The sequence below is a fragment of the Paenibacillus sp. Root52 genome (assembly GCF_001426865.1).
Classification (GTDB): Bacteria; Bacillota; Bacilli; order Paenibacillales; family Paenibacillaceae; genus Paenibacillus.
Genome location: NZ_LMFO01000004.1, coordinates 56,783 through 73,677 on the forward strand (window position 1 = coordinate 56,783; position 16,895 = coordinate 73,677).

At 46.8% G+C, this 16,895-nt stretch carries 13 protein-coding genes; 4 read left to right on the top strand and 9 right to left on the bottom strand.

Annotated elements, in window-relative coordinates; all coding sequences use genetic code 11:
- Window positions 1-124: 124 nt before the first annotated feature.
- The 5 genes from ASD24_RS07065 to ftsE all read right to left on the bottom strand — a co-directional run bounded on the left by ASD24_RS07065 (window position 125) and on the right by ftsE (window position 6,200).
- Complete coding sequence (locus tag ASD24_RS07065; RefSeq protein ID WP_056693631.1) at window positions 125-1,450, bottom strand: PDZ domain-containing protein; 1,326 nt, start codon at window positions 1,448-1,450, stop codon at window positions 125-127.
- A gap of 64 nt (window positions 1,451-1,514) precedes the next feature.
- On the bottom strand, window positions 1,515-2,987 hold the full coding sequence (locus tag ASD24_RS07070) for a S41 family peptidase (RefSeq protein ID WP_056693634.1): 1,473 nt from the start codon (window positions 2,985-2,987) through the stop codon (window positions 1,515-1,517).
- Between the two features lie 136 nt (window positions 2,988-3,123).
- Entirely contained in the window at window positions 3,124-4,416 is a 1,293-nt protein-coding gene (locus tag ASD24_RS07075) for a murein hydrolase activator EnvC family protein (RefSeq protein ID WP_056693635.1), read from the bottom strand.
- A gap of 190 nt (window positions 4,417-4,606) precedes the next feature.
- The gene (gene ftsX, locus ASD24_RS07080; protein WP_056693638.1) at window positions 4,607-5,524 is read right to left on the bottom strand and encodes a permease-like cell division protein FtsX; all 918 of its coding nucleotides are present in this window, start codon (window positions 5,522-5,524) and stop codon (window positions 4,607-4,609) included.
- Window positions 5,514-6,200 (bottom strand): cell division ATP-binding protein FtsE, encoded by a 687-nt coding sequence (gene ftsE / locus ASD24_RS07085; RefSeq protein WP_056693908.1) that lies wholly within the window; start codon window positions 6,198-6,200, stop codon window positions 5,514-5,516. Before ftsE ends, ftsX begins: the two co-directional genes overlap by 11 nt.
- A gap of 252 nt (window positions 6,201-6,452) precedes the next feature.
- Between ftsE and ASD24_RS07090 the strand changes: the two genes are divergently transcribed.
- On the top strand, window positions 6,453-7,886 hold the full coding sequence (locus tag ASD24_RS07090) for a VanW family protein (RefSeq protein ID WP_056693639.1): 1,434 nt from the start codon (window positions 6,453-6,455) through the stop codon (window positions 7,884-7,886).
- Window positions 7,887-8,077: 191 nt separating this feature from the next.
- Here the strand turns inward: ASD24_RS07090 and ASD24_RS07095 are convergent, their stop codons facing one another.
- The 3 genes from ASD24_RS07095 to ASD24_RS07105 form a co-directional block, all read right to left on the bottom strand.
- Complete coding sequence (locus ASD24_RS07095; RefSeq protein ID WP_056693643.1) at window positions 8,078-9,646, bottom strand: MDR family MFS transporter; 1,569 nt, start codon at window positions 9,644-9,646, stop codon at window positions 8,078-8,080.
- Window positions 9,647-9,789: 143 nt separating this feature from the next.
- Window positions 9,790-10,617 carry a polymer-forming cytoskeletal protein gene (locus tag ASD24_RS07100; RefSeq protein WP_056693646.1) on the bottom strand — a complete coding sequence of 276 codons (828 nt, stop codon included), beginning with the start codon at window positions 10,615-10,617 and terminating at the stop codon, window positions 9,790-9,792.
- Window positions 10,618-10,633: 16 nt separating this feature from the next.
- Window positions 10,634-11,263 carry a YhbD family protein gene (locus ASD24_RS07105; protein ID WP_056693649.1) on the bottom strand — a complete coding sequence of 210 codons (630 nt, stop codon included), beginning with the start codon at window positions 11,261-11,263 and terminating at the stop codon, window positions 10,634-10,636.
- A 221-nt stretch (window positions 11,264-11,484) separates the two neighbouring features.
- Here ASD24_RS07105 and ASD24_RS07110 point away from each other — a divergent pair, with 221 nt between their 5' ends.
- Complete coding sequence (locus ASD24_RS07110; RefSeq protein WP_056693651.1) at window positions 11,485-12,273, top strand: alpha/beta hydrolase; 789 nt, start codon at window positions 11,485-11,487, stop codon at window positions 12,271-12,273.
- 183 nt (window positions 12,274-12,456) lie between these two features.
- Here ASD24_RS07110 and ASD24_RS07115 read toward each other — a convergent pair whose 3' ends face one another.
- Window positions 12,457-14,088 carry a PucR family transcriptional regulator gene (locus ASD24_RS07115; protein WP_056693654.1) on the bottom strand — a complete coding sequence of 544 codons (1,632 nt, stop codon included), beginning with the start codon at window positions 14,086-14,088 and terminating at the stop codon, window positions 12,457-12,459.
- A 171-nt stretch (window positions 14,089-14,259) separates the two neighbouring features.
- Between ASD24_RS07115 and allC the strand changes: the two genes are divergently transcribed.
- Both allC and ASD24_RS07125 read left to right on the top strand, forming a co-directional pair.
- Complete coding sequence (gene allC / locus ASD24_RS07120) at window positions 14,260-15,504, top strand: allantoate deiminase (RefSeq protein ID WP_082560323.1); 1,245 nt, start codon at window positions 14,260-14,262, stop codon at window positions 15,502-15,504.
- Window positions 15,505-15,529: 25 nt separating this feature from the next.
- Entirely contained in the window at window positions 15,530-16,750 is a 1,221-nt protein-coding gene (locus ASD24_RS07125) for a pyridoxal-phosphate-dependent aminotransferase family protein (protein ID WP_056693661.1), read from the top strand.
- Window positions 16,751-16,895: the final 145 nt, after the last annotated feature.

The following is a 16,895-nucleotide window of genomic DNA, read 5'->3' on the forward strand; positions in this document are numbered from 1 at the left end:
AACCATTTTCATCTCAAAAGTATGATCTTCAGCAACACAGAAACAGATGAGTTTTCGGAGAAAAATCAAAAAGGGTATTTCCACACCAGACCTATGAAGGCTGTGGAAATACCCTTGTTATCAATTACATCTCTACAGAACTAGATTCTCCTGTCGTAGGAGCAGGCAGAGCAAGTGGTGCCCCTTCGCTGCGCTGAGCTTTGCGACGAGCGAAAATCTTAAGACTTACAATATGGAACAGAGAATGCTGCCGAAGTTGAACTGCCCAGGCCTCATGATTATCTGGAGCCATAATGATTCCAAGCTGATGATGCTCGCCTTCATAGATGGCACGTTGCATGAACTTGCTCTCTCCTTGGTGATTACGAACCTCCAGCTTACAGAAGGCTGAGTTCATACGCAAGGCACGGTGTAATTCCTCAGGGGAATGAACCATTACCCCATTCGCCTTATAGATGGTCTCCCCTGCTTCAATACCTAGTTCAGCAGCTGGGCTATCCGGAATAACGCCGAGCACTTTCAGACCATGTTCAGGGTGTACAAACACTGGACTCCGATGCTGTTCTTCAAAACTGCTATACCATACCAACAATTCATGTCCAATAAACGCAGCCAAAGCTGCAACGACCATGAATGTTGACCACCATGCAGCCAGAAGGCTTAGTCCTAGAAGGCTTGTCCCGTAGATCAGAAGCCTTTTGGCAGAGATCTGCACTTTCTGTCCCGGCAGCATGCTCTGGGTCACTTCGCCGAATCCCAGCATGATAGGTAGAGCCGCCAGCATGTATCCATTCCCTGCGTTCATGAGCGGATTCCATGCTAGCTCTGCACCACTCCCCGTCACCGGTACAAGGATTAGCAGCGGAATAGGCCAAAAATGTAGCAACTGATACCCGCCGACCAGCTTGCCTCGTTTACCTTCAAAGAGTAGTGGTGATGCCATTGCAACACCCTGCATCCTTAACAACATTGCTTCCCCGAGATGTAGAAGCGCAGCCAACACAAGGAGTGCAGGCATATCTAATGCTCTAATTGCATCCGTAGAACTGCCCAGCCATCCAGATGGTTGCCAGTTAGAAGCCAGGCTCAAGCCAAACTGTACCACACCGAGTAATCCAGCCGCGTACGCGAAGCATAAGTACCGAATCCGGAATAATGCTAAGAGTATAGTAGCTACCCATATGCATATTACACTACCCAGCGTAAGATGCGCTCCAAGGAACAAAGAAATGATCGAGACGATTACACCGAGTAGGATCCCTCCCAGCACGGTTCGGATCGTCTGAGTAATTGAACTTTGTAGACGAACGTGAAATAACTTACGCTCTTGTAACAATTGACGATGATAGACGAGTGCAACCAAGATTACCGCAATATAATAAAACGGCTGAATAAACAACTGCAACAATGCTTCCCCTAATGTAGTTAACCATGGCCAAGCCCATTCCATTGTGGACGGTCACTCCTCTCCTTCAGCCGGTTCAGAAAAAAAGAAGGCTGAAAATCAGCCTTCTTTATGGCTTCGACACAGCAGCCGAAATATCCTTTGAGACATTTTCGATCGCGCGCTTCAGCTGTGCATCATATTGAGGATTGGCAATGCGTTCAATCAGAGCCGCTTCTAGAGATTCCGCGGTTTTTTCATCAATCTCGCCTGTTGCCTGAATGCCTTTTTGTTTCTGGAATGCTTTGACCGCTTCTTCTGTCTTCTGGTCATAGTATCCATCCACACGATCTGGCTTGAATTCAAGTCCTCTCAGCATCGTCTGCGCACTTTTCACATCCGTGCTATTGCTGTCGTATTTGAGTGGTAATTTCTCTTTATTTATCGGTGCTACCGAGAAGTAATCCGGTTGATTCACCGCAATGTCCGGTTTGATGCCTTTCTCATGAATCCAATCTCCATTCGGCGTGAGCCATTTTGCAATGGTGATCTTCAGCAAGCTGCCATCACCCATTTGCTTATCATAACTCGTCTGTACTGTACCTTTACCAAAGGAGTTCTCACCGATCAAGGTTGCGCCTGCGGATTGTTGCAATGCTCCAGCCAAGATCTCTGATGCACTTGCACTACCCTTATTCATCAGGACAGTGATCGGATAAGATTTACCTGAGCCATTCGACTTACTTTGTTCCTTCTTGCCATTCTTGTCTTCAACCTGAACGATAACCTTACCTTTTGGAACAAACTGCTCGGCAATCTCGATCACGACTTGCAGCACACCGCCTGGATCATTTCGTACGTCAATGATCAGACCCTTCATGTTCTGCTTCTCAAGCTTAGCTAGCTCTTCCTTGAAGCGTTCACCCGTATTTAATGAGAATTGTGTGATGGTGATAACCCCCACCCCATTATCCTCCATGTGGGCATAGATCGTCTCCAAATCAATGTCGTCCCGAACAATAACAAATTCAATCGGCTCGGTAGATCCAGCACGTTTAACCTGTACCTTAGCTTCACTACCTTTTGGGCCTCTGATTTTGTTAACAGCCTTATTTAGCTCTAGACCTTGCAACGTTTCACCGTTGACAGACATGATGATATCTTTTGCCCGAATACCAGCTTTCTCTGCCGGTGATCCTTTGATCGGAGATACAACAACCACGTTTCCGTCCTGAGACGAAACCTCTGCACCAATTCCAGTAAATGAACCCTCTATAGATTCCTCGAACTGAGCTGCTGTTTCCTGCCCCATATAATTGGAGTATGGATCTCCGAGCGATTCCATCATTCCGTTGATCGCACCATCGATCAGTTTGGTACGATCCACGTCTTTATAATAGTTTTTTGAGATCAAATCCATCGCGGTTTCAATCTTCTTCAGCTCGTTCTTCTGCTGCGTATTACCTGTCACACTGGCTAACAGGCCTTCACCTGGAGTCGTTGGGCTAGCCATACCGGGAAAACTCATTAACACCAATGTGAGTAAGCTTCCTCCGAGTAGTGCTCCAATGACAAGCAGCAGCGCCGATCTTTTTTTCATCATCCGTTTGTCACCGCCTTTAGTTATGAACCATTCTAAGTTCATGGATCATCGAAGTCCAATTCCTGAACATGCCAACTTAGTATATGTCTAGCTTGTACGGAATATGTTTATTCCATTCGGTCAATGCGTCACGTTATTACAAATAGTTCATCGGATTTACTGCTGTACCATTATCTCGTACTTCAAAGTGCAAGTGAGGTCCTGTGGAGTTCCCTGTATTTCCTGACTCTGCAATGGTATCACCTTTGCTCACCGTGTCGCCCTTGCTCACTTTGAATCCACCCTCACGCAAGTGACCATAGAGTGTCCATAGTCCACCACCATGATCCACTATAACGGTATAACCATAACCACTGTACCATTCAGCCATAATAACGATTCCGCCAGAGGCTGCATGAACAGAAGTACCGACTGGAACAGCAAAATCCACACCATTATGCATTTTACCGACTACACCCGTAATTGGATGGGTACGAGGGCCAAACGGGGAAGAAATACGTCCTCCCGATACCGGTCTAGAGAAAATTCCGTTACCTGATGAATACGTAACCTCACTGCTACTATCCATGCTAACTCTAGTCGGATTCTTGGCTGCTGCTTTGGCTGCGGCAGCTGCACGAGCTGCGGCCTCTGCTTTGGCTTTGGCTGCGGCTGCGGCCTGCTCCTCGCGCAATATATTTTTCTCCTGCAACAGAGCCGAACGTTTGCTAGCAATCTGCATCAGCACATCTTCTTGCTCTTGCGTTAATTCCTCGGACTCTTCAATTTTAGCATCATAGGAAGCCAAAAGCACTTGCTTCTCTTGCTCTTTCTCATTCAACTGCGATTTACGCTGCTTCTTCTGAGCATAAAGGCTCTTAGCTTCAGCATACTGCTGATCCAGTTCTGCCTTTTTGTCTACAACGAGCTGCTTGTCTTTCTTATGTTCATCAAGCAGATGCTGATCCTGATCCACGATTGTTTTTAGCGAGTCTGCACGAGTTAAGAAATCAGAGAAGCTTGTGGAAGACAATAATACATCCAGATAGGATACAGCACCATCGGTATACATGAGACGTACACGAGATTCCAACAATTTCTCTCTGGCTACGATCCGTTCCTCTGCAGCTTGAAGATCTTTCTTCGTAGTACGTAGATCTTCTTCGGTATTCTCAATCTGCAGTGAGACGTTTGCGAGTTCATCACTAACGACATTAATCTGCTCCATAACAACCTTCAGGTAAGCATTCGTTTTGTTTTTGTAATGCTGAGCTTCCTTTTTGTTGGCAGCGGCCTTTTTCTGCTCTTGTTTGGCTGAGGCCGCCTTGTTCTCTAGTTGTTGAATCTGCTGATCGATGTCACTGATGCTACTCTTAGCATATCCGTCCGAAGGTTGAAACGTTAAGCTAGCTAACAATGTAAAAGCTAGCAGCGAAGCGGTTTTTTTCAAAATGTCGATCTCCCATCCTATGAATTCACAAGAAAGCAACCTGCACAGGCGGTGAACAAACATGTTCTATGCTTTCTTTCATCTTAAGAAATTCGGTCTCTCCTACATATCGTCAAACAGCTCCATTTTGTGAACCTGCTATGCCATTCTAGTTTGCGAACGTTCAACATTCTACGTGGTACACGTAGGTCTAAACGTTAAGGGACTTACGGATGGACAGCGTACTGCCCAGTATGCCTACCAATACCCCTAGCCCGATCAATAAGGTTGCGAAGAGCACCCAGATATCTCCAAGCGGAACAAGGTTAAGCATCTGCATAAATACATCCTGACCAATGGTCGCCATAAGACGACTGTACCCAAAGAAGAGTACGGCTACTGTAACCGCTGAACCAATCAGTCCGATCAGCGCGCCTTCAATGAAGAACGGCCAACGAATGAACGTATTGGTTGCCCCAACCAACTTCATGATGCCGATCTCTCGGCGACGGGCAAGAATCGTTACGCGAATCGTATTCGAGATCAGGAACATGGACATCAGACCCAGTCCCCCAACGAAGATAAATCCGATGTTACGAACCAGCTTCGTAAATTTGAACAATACCTCCACCGTTTCCTTGCCATAATTCACTTTCATGATCGGCTTCTCCGGGTGTTTCTCGTTCAATGCTTCGATTTTTTGCGCTACAAAAGTAACGGTTTCCGGTTCAATGACCTCAACTTCAATGGTCTCCGGCAGTGGGTTATTATCCACATCGAAACCGCTAAGTACATTATCTGCGCTGTCTCCGAGACGTTCACGAAACTCTTTTAGTCCATCTTCCTTGGAGACAAAGCGAATTTCACTTACTTCAGGCATGGCGCTGATTTCTTGTTCGAGTGTGTTGCGTAACTGCTCGTCCACATTCAGTTCAAGAAACGTGCTGATCTCCACCTGACTGTCCACTTGGTTTGCCATAGAATTCACATTCAATACCAATAGCATAAATACACCAAGAATAAGCAGTGATACGATGATGGACATGATGGAGGCCACAGACATCCAGCCGTTGCGGAATACGTTTTTGAATCCCTCCCGCAAATGGCGCAAGAGAGTACTAAAATTCATAACCGTATTCTCCTCTCATCTGATCCCGTACGATCTGTCCACGTTCAATGGCAATAACCCGTTTCCGCATCGTATTTACGATATCTTTGTTATGGGTTGCCATGACGATTGTTGTTCCTCGGAAATTGATCTCATCCAGCAGTTGCATAATTCCCCATGACGTCTCTGGATCAAGGTTACCTGTAGGCTCGTCCGCGATAATAACCGACGGATTATTCACAATCGCCCGTGCGATGGCAATACGCTGCTGTTCCCCACCTGAGAGCTGCGAAGGCTCACGATTAGCTTTGCTACGCAGTCCCACCAGATCAAGTACTTCCATCACTCGTTTCTTGATATGACGCTTCGGTGCTTCAATAACTTCCATAGCAAAAGCAACATTCTCGAACGCCGTCATCTTAGGCAGCAGTCGGAAGTCCTGGAATACAACACCGATATTACGGCGTACATAAGGAATTTTCCTTGGTTTCAGCTTACCGATATTAAATCCGTTAATGGATATTTGTCCTTTAGTCGGAACTTCTTCTCTGTACATCAATTTCATAAATGTCGATTTGCCTGCGCCAGACGGGCCGACGATATAGACAAATTCATTGCGGTCGATCTTCACCGACACCCCTTGTAAAGCGTGGGTCCCATTGGCGTAGGTCTTCCACACGTCCTGCATTTCTATCACATCATCACTTCCTGCTCGCATAGTTAGCCATTATCATTTCGACACAATCCCGGCATTTCCTTTAAAAAGACCTGAATTTCATCAGGAGAAGTCCACTTCGACCTTTTTTGATGGTGAAGCATGGATTCATATGAAGTTTATTGTAACAAATTTGTTACCTATTGAGTACCCGAAAGTTTTCCTACATTGGATCATATATATAGAAAGTGTTACAAAGTGCGGAACAACAGAAGTAAAAAGGAGCGTACGGTTATGAAAAAAATACACGTGGCAGTCATTGCAATGTTCTCGATCCTCTTATTCGGTTCCGCATCCTATGGAATGATCTATATGTATGTGAACCAATCGTCGTTACCCCAGAAGGTACAGGTAGGCGGATGGCAGATCGGAGAAATGAATCGAGCCGATGTCATGCTTGAACTGGATGAACGGTTACAACAGCTGGCAGAATGGCCTGTCATTTTGGAACTGGACGAACCCTTAGCGAAAACACTAACTTTAACAGCTGCGCAAATAGGCGCACAGTACGATGCAAACAGCTTCCGACTTGCCATGAAGCAACTGGAGGAGGGAAACTTATGGGAACGTGCCTATGCGCGTTATCATCTGGCAGAAGATTGGCCACTAGAACTGATATATGATGCGACATCATTAAAATCTCAGCTGAGCCCTGCGTGGGAAAAAGAAACCTTCGGTTCTCCTTCCAACGCAGTTCGCAGGATCACGCCTAGCGACAAGATTCAATACATCCCGGAGAAAGGTGTACGCCGCATCGCTTGGGATGAACTTACCCGTCAATTACAGGTCAAGCTACCTCATGATTTCAGCACATTAGACTTGGAGGGGAAACCTGATTCGATCCGTGTTCAGCTCCCACTGTATACGATGAAACCTGAAGTTACGGTAGACTCCTTGCGCTCAGAGGGCATCGAACGGAAAATCATTCAGTTCTCAACAGGGCTCGGCAATAGCAGTGAGGGTCGGGTACATAATGTGAGCGCAGCAGCCGAAGCCATTGACGGCATGATTCTGAAGCCAGGTGCCATTTTTGATTATGAGAAAATTGTTCAAAAAGCCGAGAAGGAATTCGGCTTCCGCGAAGCGCCGGTCATTGTGAATGGTCGATTGACGCCCGGAATCGGCGGGGGCATCTGCCAGGTATCCAGCACGATATATAATGCAGCCTTGCTTACAGGTCTTGATATCGTCGAACGTCGCAATCACTCCCTACCGGTCAAATATTTACCGAAAGGGTTGGATGCCACCTTTGCTTCTGGAGCCATTAACTTCCGTTTCAAAAATAACACTGAAAAATCGTTACTTATTCATGCCGAAGTCAACAACCACAGGTTAGTCGTGAAGTTTTTTGGTACATTTCCGGAGAATGTCAGTTATGCCCTTGAATCTCGTACGATTGAAACGTTAAGTGTTCCGGTAAAATACGTATCCAGTAACGTTCTCCCTGATGGAGCTCAGCAAGTGCTGCAAAACGGGCAGCCTGGATATATTGTTGAGACTGTAAGGACAAAGCGGGTGGATGGGAAAGTCGTCGAATCCAAAACCATTTCACGAGATACGTACAAAGCACAGAATCGCTTAATTGCTCGCCCGGGAAATAGTAGTGTAACTGATGAACAAGAACCTTCCATTGTTGAGGATGGCATCTCGGATACCAAACAACCTTAATTCCAACATTGTTGTTATAACTTCTAATAGAAGAATATCAAAAAAAAGACACACCTCTCGTCTCCCTTTCGGTTACGTGTGAAGTGTGTCTTTTCTATCTTGCGATGAAATAGCTACCCCCTCAATATAACGATAATCAAAAGGTAACAGCTGTTATTTCATCGAATTCACTCATTTGTCTAATAAAAAGGTTAATGACCGCCTGTGTATTCGCTTTGCTCTTCACCCACAACCATCTTCTCATTGCCCATGAAGAACGATGCGATTAGAGCGAGCGCAGCTGGAATGGCAGCCCAAGCAAACAACTGCACAATAGATGAGGATAGTGCATGTGTAATGGTCTCCAGAATCTGTGGTGGAATACTCTGTCTTAATTCGGGTGATAACAGCGCATGTGGATCTGTCAAATTCAGTCCGTCCGGAATACCTCCACCGGTTGTAGCCTCTCCAGCACCCGCTCCACCAGCCTCTGCTGCTGATCCAAGTGCCTCGGTCATTTTACGTGTAAACACTTGGCTCTGTACGATACCAAAGATCGTGATCCCCATCGTCATGCCAAGAGATCTCAAGAAGTTAAGCGTAGAACTAGCTGCTCCGCGTCTCCGTGCTTCAAATGCGTTCATAGCCGCGTTGCTAAGTACCGAGAACGATGCACCCACTCCGAGTCCGACCATAACCATGAATATGCGGATCGTCCAGAGCGATGATCCCTCATCCAGCGTTGTAAGCAATCCAAGTCCAAGCACGAGCAGTGCAAGTGTAGGAATCATAATATTACGGTACTTGATTTTGGTCATTAATACCCCGCCCAGGGAGGCCGTTACGACTGAACCAAGCATCATTGGCAGTAAAACTAGACCTGAGTTAGTCGCTTTACCACCCAAAACGCCTTGAATGAAAATCGGTATGTACACTGAAGCTGTAATAAACGCCGCCCCACTGAACATTGCGATTACGTTGCTGGACCAATACACCCGATTGCGGAACATATTAAAGGAAATAATCGGTTCCTTGGCTCGCGTCTCTGCATAGAGGAACAACAGAGTGAGCACGATAAATCCGGCAAACAAGCCGATAATCTGTCCTGAATTCCAATCATAAGTCTTGCCGCCTAATTCCAAGCCGAAGATCAGGCAGACCACTGCGCCAATCAGTGTTACAGCACCTAGCCAGTCAATCTGCTGGGATTGATGTTGATGTGATTCTTTATAACAAATAGTAATAAACAGAAACGCAATTAAACCGAGTGGCAGGTTAATATAGAATACCCATTCCCATGTCGCGTACTGCGTAATGTAAGCACCAAGCAGCGGACCAAATACACTGGATAGACCAAATACCGCACCAAACAATCCACCCAGCTTGCCCCGTGCCTCTGGAGCAACAACGTCAAACATAATCGTAAACGCAATAGGTACCAGTGCGCCTGCTCCAATCCCTTGAATTGCTCTATACATTGTTAATTCCACGATAGATGTCGCTGTTCCACACAGCGCCGAACCAAGCATGAATACAATGATGCCAAATACAAAGAACTTCTTCCGTCCGTACATATCCGACAGTTTACCGAAGATCGGCATTCCTGCCATCTCTGCAACCATATATGCAGAGGTCACCCAAACGAACTTGTCGAGTCCGCCGAGTTTGCCGACGATATCGCCCATCGCCGTAGCCACAATGGTGTTATCCATTGAAGCCATAAGTATGCTGAGTAGTAGCCCTGCCAGCACAAATCCAATTTTGTTTTTACTTGCAGCCATCGTTCTTAATCTCTCCATTCACGATCTATTCATATGACTGCATTAGTATATCCGAAATGTTGCAATCATTAATCAGTCCAAGGACCGATTGCTTTACACCAAAACAATATATCGTGAACGAGCCATTCGCATCATAAATCGCATCAGATTTGTTCAACACGACCTATTCTTGCTTCTGGATCTACTGACAAGTCACCCGAATATTCGACCAACCTAATGTTACATCCACGCCCAATATGAACTCGTGTACCGCGAACAGTATCGGCCTCTGTATCTTCAAGCATAATCTCATCTCCCTCAATCAGTTCTGCTCTAAAAGAAGGAGCCCCGCCCAAACCAAGTGCTTTCCAGAATCCACTGCGCTCTCTACGCCGAATATCAATCCGTTCACCGCCAACTTCCCTAGCCGAAGAAGACGTATATAGACGAATCTCCACGGTGTCTGCGTTCAACAGCCCCCCTACTTTGAGGTTGCCTTGAACACTAATCGTCTCGCCCTGCACATCTCCATCAATCGTGGCCATACCGCCGATATCGATGCGCTCACTGTCCACTCTTCCGCGTACGTTGCATTTCCCGTTCACCGTCAACTCCGGTGTAGCCAAAGCACCATTAATCGTTGTCATGCCATCCACACGCACACGAGAACTAACCAGCGGGCCGTTAATCGTACACATGCCATTGACCGTTGTCGTCTCCGCGCGAGCCGGGCCATGAACGCCCATTGTTCCATTTACATCCAGTGAAGTAGTCTGCAGTTCTCCTTCCACTTTAGCCATACCATTCACGGTTATGCTCTCAGTGTACAACGCACCATAGATTTTCAGTGTTCCATTCACATTGAGCGAAGTACAATCCAAGTCTCCGTCCAATTTGGCCATGCCATCAATATTCACCCGGTTATAGTGCCCGCCTGTCGTTTTGCGAGATCCCGTTACATTCAGGTCATTTCTCATGTGACGCTCTTCCATGCATTTCTCCCCCTTTTCAGACATTCCCTAATTTAAGTTTCAGTTCTTCCATGAACGTTGCCAGCGTAATTCTCAGCACCACTTTTACACCCTGATCAAAATAAAGCTCCGCTCCTGCGCCAACCAGCATAAACGTCGGTACACCCATTTTGCGAATAAGCAGCAATTCACTCGCTCTGTCTCTGAATCGGTAATAATGATCTGACATCACTTCGATCAACAAGGTACCTTCCTGTCTTGTGATATCTCCACTCATTAGTAACTTCTCAAGTACATAGAGCATCGTGATCTGCTCCAAACCATATAGTGGTTGCTCTCGACCGGCTTCTGTCAGCAATTCAAGAGATGCTAATGAAACAATGTTTCGGTCTATTAATTGCTGGGCAGACATCTCTACTTCGCCTAATGATGGCGAGAATACATCTGCCAGCTCATCCAGCGATAATCCTTCCTTCATGTGGATAATCTTGTCGATCCGCGGCAAAATCTGCTGTTTGGGAAAAAAGGTCTCCTGTCCTGTATATGAAGACTTTCGGATGAACCATTCCTCCGGAATAAGATTTTTCCGTTTCCAGCGATAGAGCTGCCCATATGAAATGCCTGTCAGGTCTAGTAGTTCTTTTTTGGAGATCAAATCATCCGTCATCGTTGAACCCCCTTGTCATTGAAGACAGTGTAACATAACATTGTTACGTTGTGAAGAAGGTTGTTTTCAACCGTGTATCATTCTCGTCATTGCATCGCGGGAGCTTTGGGTATAACCTGTGTAATAGATACTACGCTTCACTAGGAACTACTATCCCTCGGTTTCCGAACTGGAGATGGATCAGTTACATATCGGACTTATGAAAGGGGTTACTTTATTAGATGGCACTTATTAAATGTGACTTTTATTCGGACACACTTGGATTAAGCACGAGTATGCATGTTATTTTGCCACAACAGACGCATACTCAGATCGGCATGCAGAATGTGACAGGACAAGGACTACATCCTACCCTCTACTTGTTACATGGTCTTTCGGACGATGATTCCATCTGGCTACGTAGAACATCCATTGAACGTTATGTTGCTAACCTCGGTATTGCCGTTGTCATGCCACAGGTTCACCGCAGTTTCTACACGAACATGGCTGAAGGCGGACGTTACTGGACATTTATTAGTGAAGAACTGCCCACACTCGCCCGTTCCTTCTTCCCACTATCACACCAACGTGAAGATAACTTCGTTGCCGGCCTTTCAATGGGCGGCTACGGTGCGTTCAAGCTCGCGCTTCGTAAACCAGAACAATATGCGGCTGCTGCTAGCTTATCCGGTGCACTCGATATGGCTGCTCACCTCAACAACCATGCAGGATCTCCGATGCAGCAGGCTGAAATGAAACGAATTTTCGGGTCGCAAGTAGCAGGATCAGAGAACGATTTGCTTCATTTGCTGCAAGAGAGCGAGCCAAGTCAAGGGGCAAGACCGTTACTCTATCAGTGTTGTGGAACGGAAGACTTCCTCTATGAAGACAATCAGACCTTTAGAAAGGCCTGCGAGCAGTCAGACTTCGAGCTGACATATGAGGAAGAAGCAGGTGCACATGAGTGGGGTTATTGGGATGCGAAGATTCAAGACGTATTAAAATGGCTTCCTTTGTCTAAACGAGACTAGTGATTATACGGGGTATTGCTTACAAAGCCTGAAAGTGTGCTTTTTGAGAGGAAACAGGGAAAACATAGCTCTTAACGGGTCGTCCCTTAAATACCGCTATGTTCTCCCCTCGTATAACAAGTATTAATTCAGTATCGGTTGATCTGATTGCACATGAAAAATCAATGTCACCCTGTCCGCGCTTCACCCCTCTGCGATCCCTTCCTTTGGCAATAGTGCCTTGATTCGGAATGCCATACGTAGACGCAATGTTTCCTCTGGATCTTTCAGACTGCGACCGATAATCTCCTCGCATTTCTCTAACCGATAAATCACTGTGTTGCGATGGATGTACAGTCGTTTCGCTGTTTCAGCCAGATGACAATGCGTTTCCAGATAAACAGACAACGTATGAAGCAGCATATGATGATCCTTAATAGTCTCATCCTCGAATCCCTGCATCGTATCGGCATAGAATTTGTATAAGTGCTCGTAGGGGATCATACGTAAAATCTCAGGAACTTCCTTCGGCTGATACATCTCGATAAAACGCGTTTTGCCCGCAATTCCACCGAAGTATAGAGCTTCATTGGCCTCTTTGTAAGAAACAGGGATCTGAGCAAGCGGCTGAGCGTAGCTACTGAAGCCAAACGATAGCTCCGATCCGTAATGGACAGCAATTTTACCCTGAAGACGCTCTAGCAGCGCGACAAAGAAAGGCTTAACCGTTTTCCACTCCTCCACCAACGGCATTAATAGCACGTAGGCGCGATCATGAGTGAACAAATGTAATGGATATCGAAAATGGGTCAGTTCCCCTTCAAGATGTTCGGCAATCCGATCCTGCTCAGCCTTATATTGCATGAATGAGATGGTTTTATCCGTGCCATCGAATTTGCCAACTGCACAGAGATATCGCTGCTCGCTGGACAGTCCAAATTCACGCCCCCGACTCGCGATCTCCTCACTACTGGAGAATGCTCCACCGATAAAATTAGTAAAAAATTCGTTCTGGATGCGGCGGCGATTCTGCCTGAGCGCATTATCCTTCATTAATTCAAACGCAATCACGTTAGTCGCCTGTTCTATGGTCAAAATATTCGAACGTTCAGACGGCGTAACTAAGCCTTCTATACAAAGAAAATGTAATTGTCTATGGGTATACACCGGAAACAATGTCAGTGTTTCACGCTTCTCACTCAATAGAGAGAACGCTGAGAAAACGGATGGCGCTACGTGAAAACGCCCTCCGCCAGACAACAATGCTTCAATATGCGCTGCGGTGGTCGCGGAGAATCGACCATAGATGGGCTGAAGGTAAGGGCCTAGCAGAAGAACCGGTAAGCGAAGTAAAGCGGACAACTGATCCAGCAACTTCGGGATGCCTTGGCCGCTCATAATCTGCTGGGTGAACTGTCGGTGAGTCTGTATGGCATTATGCAGCTCGGTAGTTTGTACATCGAGGATATGACTTAGTGATTTGTTAACAATATCGCCGAGTGAAGGATCGACAGGCAACTCCATCAAAGGAAAATGCAGCTCGTTAGCTAGCTGAATTGCTGATTCAGGAATGTTGCCGAGGTAACGTTTGCTCTTGATACCAAGCCCAGTACAGTCTTGGCGACTCATCTCCCCGATTAGTTCAAGCAGAGCTGGCAGATCGTCTTTAAAGTGAAAAGCTGTCGTAATGAGTAATTCATTCTTTCTCAGGTATGGAATGATATCCGGGGCATCCATCATGTTGACTGTATGAACTTCCCTGTTCAAACCCGTTGCTCCTGCGACAATGATGGTTCCGTCAAACACCGGCAGCTTCAGTAGCTCATTCATTTTCATCGTTCTTGCGCCCCTTTGGTTAACATGTCCAATGAATCCTGTTATTCTTCTACATTTTCGTGAATGATTTCCCTTTTGTTTTATTCTACGATTAATTAATCACAATGCCAAGTTAATTAATATAACACCGGTTGGAAAGCTTATGCTGCCGGAATGGGGGAGATTGCATTGATAATCAAACAACCGAAGCCGTCTGCCTTATCCGAGCAGGTCGAAAACATGATTGAATGGCTGGCTTCGCATGGCAAAGATGAGCGGAATGGCGTGAGCCGTCTACTCTATGACCCAGCTTGGATCGCGGCTCAACGAGCCATTGAAGCCAAAATGAACGACCTCGGGCTACAGGTGCACTACGATGATGTTGGTAACTTGTTCGGGCATGCAGCTGGACGTGACCCCGAGGCACGGGTTGTACTGACCGGATCTCATGTTGATACAGTTATAGGGGGCGGAAAATACGACGGAGCCTACGGAATCGTCGCTGCGCTAATTGCCGTGGAATATTTGCTAACGCAATACGGTCAGCCGCTTAAACCCATTGAGGTTGTCTCACTCTGTGAAGAAGAGGGAAGCCGCTTCCCGATGACCTATTGGGGTTCAGGTAATATCACCGGCACCAAAAGCCGCGAAGCTATTCATAATTTAAAAGACGCGAGCGGTATGCTGTTTGAACAAGCGATGTACAATGTCGGGTTCGGATTAGGACAGCATCCACAGCCCCAGCGAAGTGACCTTGAATGTTTTATCGAATTGCATATTGAGCAAGGCCAAGTATTGGAACGAGAGAAGAAATCAATCGGTGTTGTCAGTCATATCGTTGGACAACGCCGCTACGATATCACCGTGCATGGCGAGAGCAATCATGCAGGTACTACCCCGATGAAGTGGCGGCATGATGCTATGTTTACCGCAGCTGAGTTGATTCGAATATTAATGCTCCGAGCCAATTCACATGAAGACGGATTGGTAGCCACAGTTGGACGATTAGATGCCAAACCCAACGTCGGTAATGTCATTGCACGCGAGGTCACCTTCAGCCTAGATGTACGTCACAGTGACACAGAGACCATTCGAACATTTTGCGAGGAATGCTTCAACGATTTCGAGACTGTCGCAGCCCAACACGGAACACGCATCACTTACCGTAAGTGGATGGATGAACCTCCAGTTGCAATGGATTCAGCACTGAACGCGGCGACTGAGAGCATTTTAAAGCGTGAAGGTATTTCATACCAAGTGATGACCAGTGGCGCGGGACATGATTCACAAGTATTCGGAACGTATTGCCCAACAGCACTGTTATTTGTACCAAGTCGAGGCGGCATCAGCCACTCCCCCGCGGAGTTTACCGACACAGAAGATTTGCAACGCGGTGTACGCCTGCTGATCGACCTACTACATCAATTGGCTTATTAATATACATTCAGGAGGCGGTTACGAGATGACGAAATACCGGGAAATCCATGCACCTTTGAGAACTATCATGACACCAGGGCCGGTCGAAGTAGATCCGAGAGTCCTGCGAGCAATGGCTACACCGATTCTGGGTCAATTCGATCCAGCGTTCACGCAAATGATGAACGAGACGATGGATATGTTAAGACAAACGTTCCAAACAAAGAACCAATGGGCTTTCCCGGTTGACGGTACTTCCCGTTCAGGTCTGGAAGCGGTGCTGTGCAGCCTAATTGAACCTGGCGACAAAGTGCTCGTACCCATCTTCGGTCGTTTCGGTCATCTGCTGACAGAAATCGCCGAACGCCACGGTGCTGAGCTGCATCTGATGGAATGCCCTTGGGGAGAAGTATTCGACCAACAGGCCGTAATTGATGAGGTTAAAAGGGTACAACCGAAGATTGTAGCCATTGTACACGGCGAAACTTCAACAGGCTGCATGCAGCCACTGGATCTAATTGGCCCAGCTTGCCGCGAGCGTGGTGTGCTGACAGTCGTCGATGCGGTTGCCTCCATTGGTGGTGCGCCAGTCGAAGTAGATGAGTGGCAACTCGATGCCGTTATCGGCGGCACACAGAAGTGCATATCCGTACCTTCCGGTATGGCGCCAGTTACGTACAACGAGCGGGTAGAACAGATTCTGGCAAGCCGGAAAAAGGTAGAGCGTGGTGTCGCACTGGACAGTGACCGTCGAGACGTTGCACATCCGATTCGCAGTAACTACTTTGATCTGAGTCAGTTGCAGGACTACTGGGGACCACGCCGTCTAAACCATCATACCGAAGCAACGTCGATGCTATACGCGTTACGTGAAGGGCTACGTATCCTGCTAGACGAAGGACTCGAAGAACGCTTCGAGCGTCATAAGTTACATGAAAAAGCATTGATGGCAGGCATCCGCGGCATGGGGCTAGAATTATTTAATGATGTCGCTTGGAAGCTACCTGTGGTAACTTGCGTGAAGATTCCACAAGGCGTTGATGGTGAATCTGTACGGAAGATGCTACTTCATCAGTTCGGCATTGAGATTGCCAGCTCATTCGGCCCACTACATGGGCAGATCTGGAGAATCGGCACGATGGGTTATAGCTGCCGCAAGGAAAACGTACTATTCGTACTATCCGCACTGGAAGCCGTGCTAATCCGCCATAATGCTCCGATTGTCATCGGGCGCGGCGTACAGGAAGCACTTAACGTCTATGAGTAAAACACACCCAGGTGCTGCACCCCTCCGTTATAACTTCTTAGCTAGAACATAATCTCATTACAACTTAGAGGATACGACGCAAGAGGTTCAGCTGCATACACTTGAACGATACAGAGAATGGGATTCCGGCACGTCCGGAATCCTT

Coding starts and splice junctions, on each gene's coding strand:
- ASD24_RS07125 (WP_056693661.1), top strand. CDS start 15,530: ATGACGAAATACCGGGAAATCCATGCACCTTTGAGAACTATCATGACA.
- ASD24_RS07100 (WP_056693646.1), bottom strand. CDS start 10,617: ATGGAAGAGCGTCACATGAGAAATGACCTGAATGTAACGGGATCTCGC.
- ASD24_RS07090 (WP_056693639.1), top strand. CDS start 6,453: ATGAAAAAAATACACGTGGCAGTCATTGCAATGTTCTCGATCCTCTTA.
- ASD24_RS07095 (WP_056693643.1), bottom strand. CDS start 9,646: ATGGCTGCAAGTAAAAACAAAATTGGATTTGTGCTGGCAGGGCTACTA.
- ftsX (WP_056693638.1), bottom strand. CDS start 5,524: ATGAATTTTAGTACTCTCTTGCGCCATTTGCGGGAGGGATTCAAAAAC.
- ASD24_RS07070 (WP_056693634.1), bottom strand. CDS start 2,987: ATGATGAAAAAAAGATCGGCGCTGCTGCTTGTCATTGGAGCACTACTC.
- ASD24_RS07115 (WP_056693654.1), bottom strand. CDS start 14,088: ATGAAAATGAATGAGCTACTGAAGCTGCCGGTGTTTGACGGAACCATC.
- ASD24_RS07065 (WP_056693631.1), bottom strand. CDS start 1,450: ATGGAATGGGCTTGGCCATGGTTAACTACATTAGGGGAAGCATTGTTG.
- ASD24_RS07105 (WP_056693649.1), bottom strand. CDS start 11,263: ATGACGGATGATTTGATCTCCAAAAAAGAACTACTAGACCTGACAGGC.
- ASD24_RS07110 (WP_056693651.1), top strand. CDS start 11,485: ATGGCACTTATTAAATGTGACTTTTATTCGGACACACTTGGATTAAGC.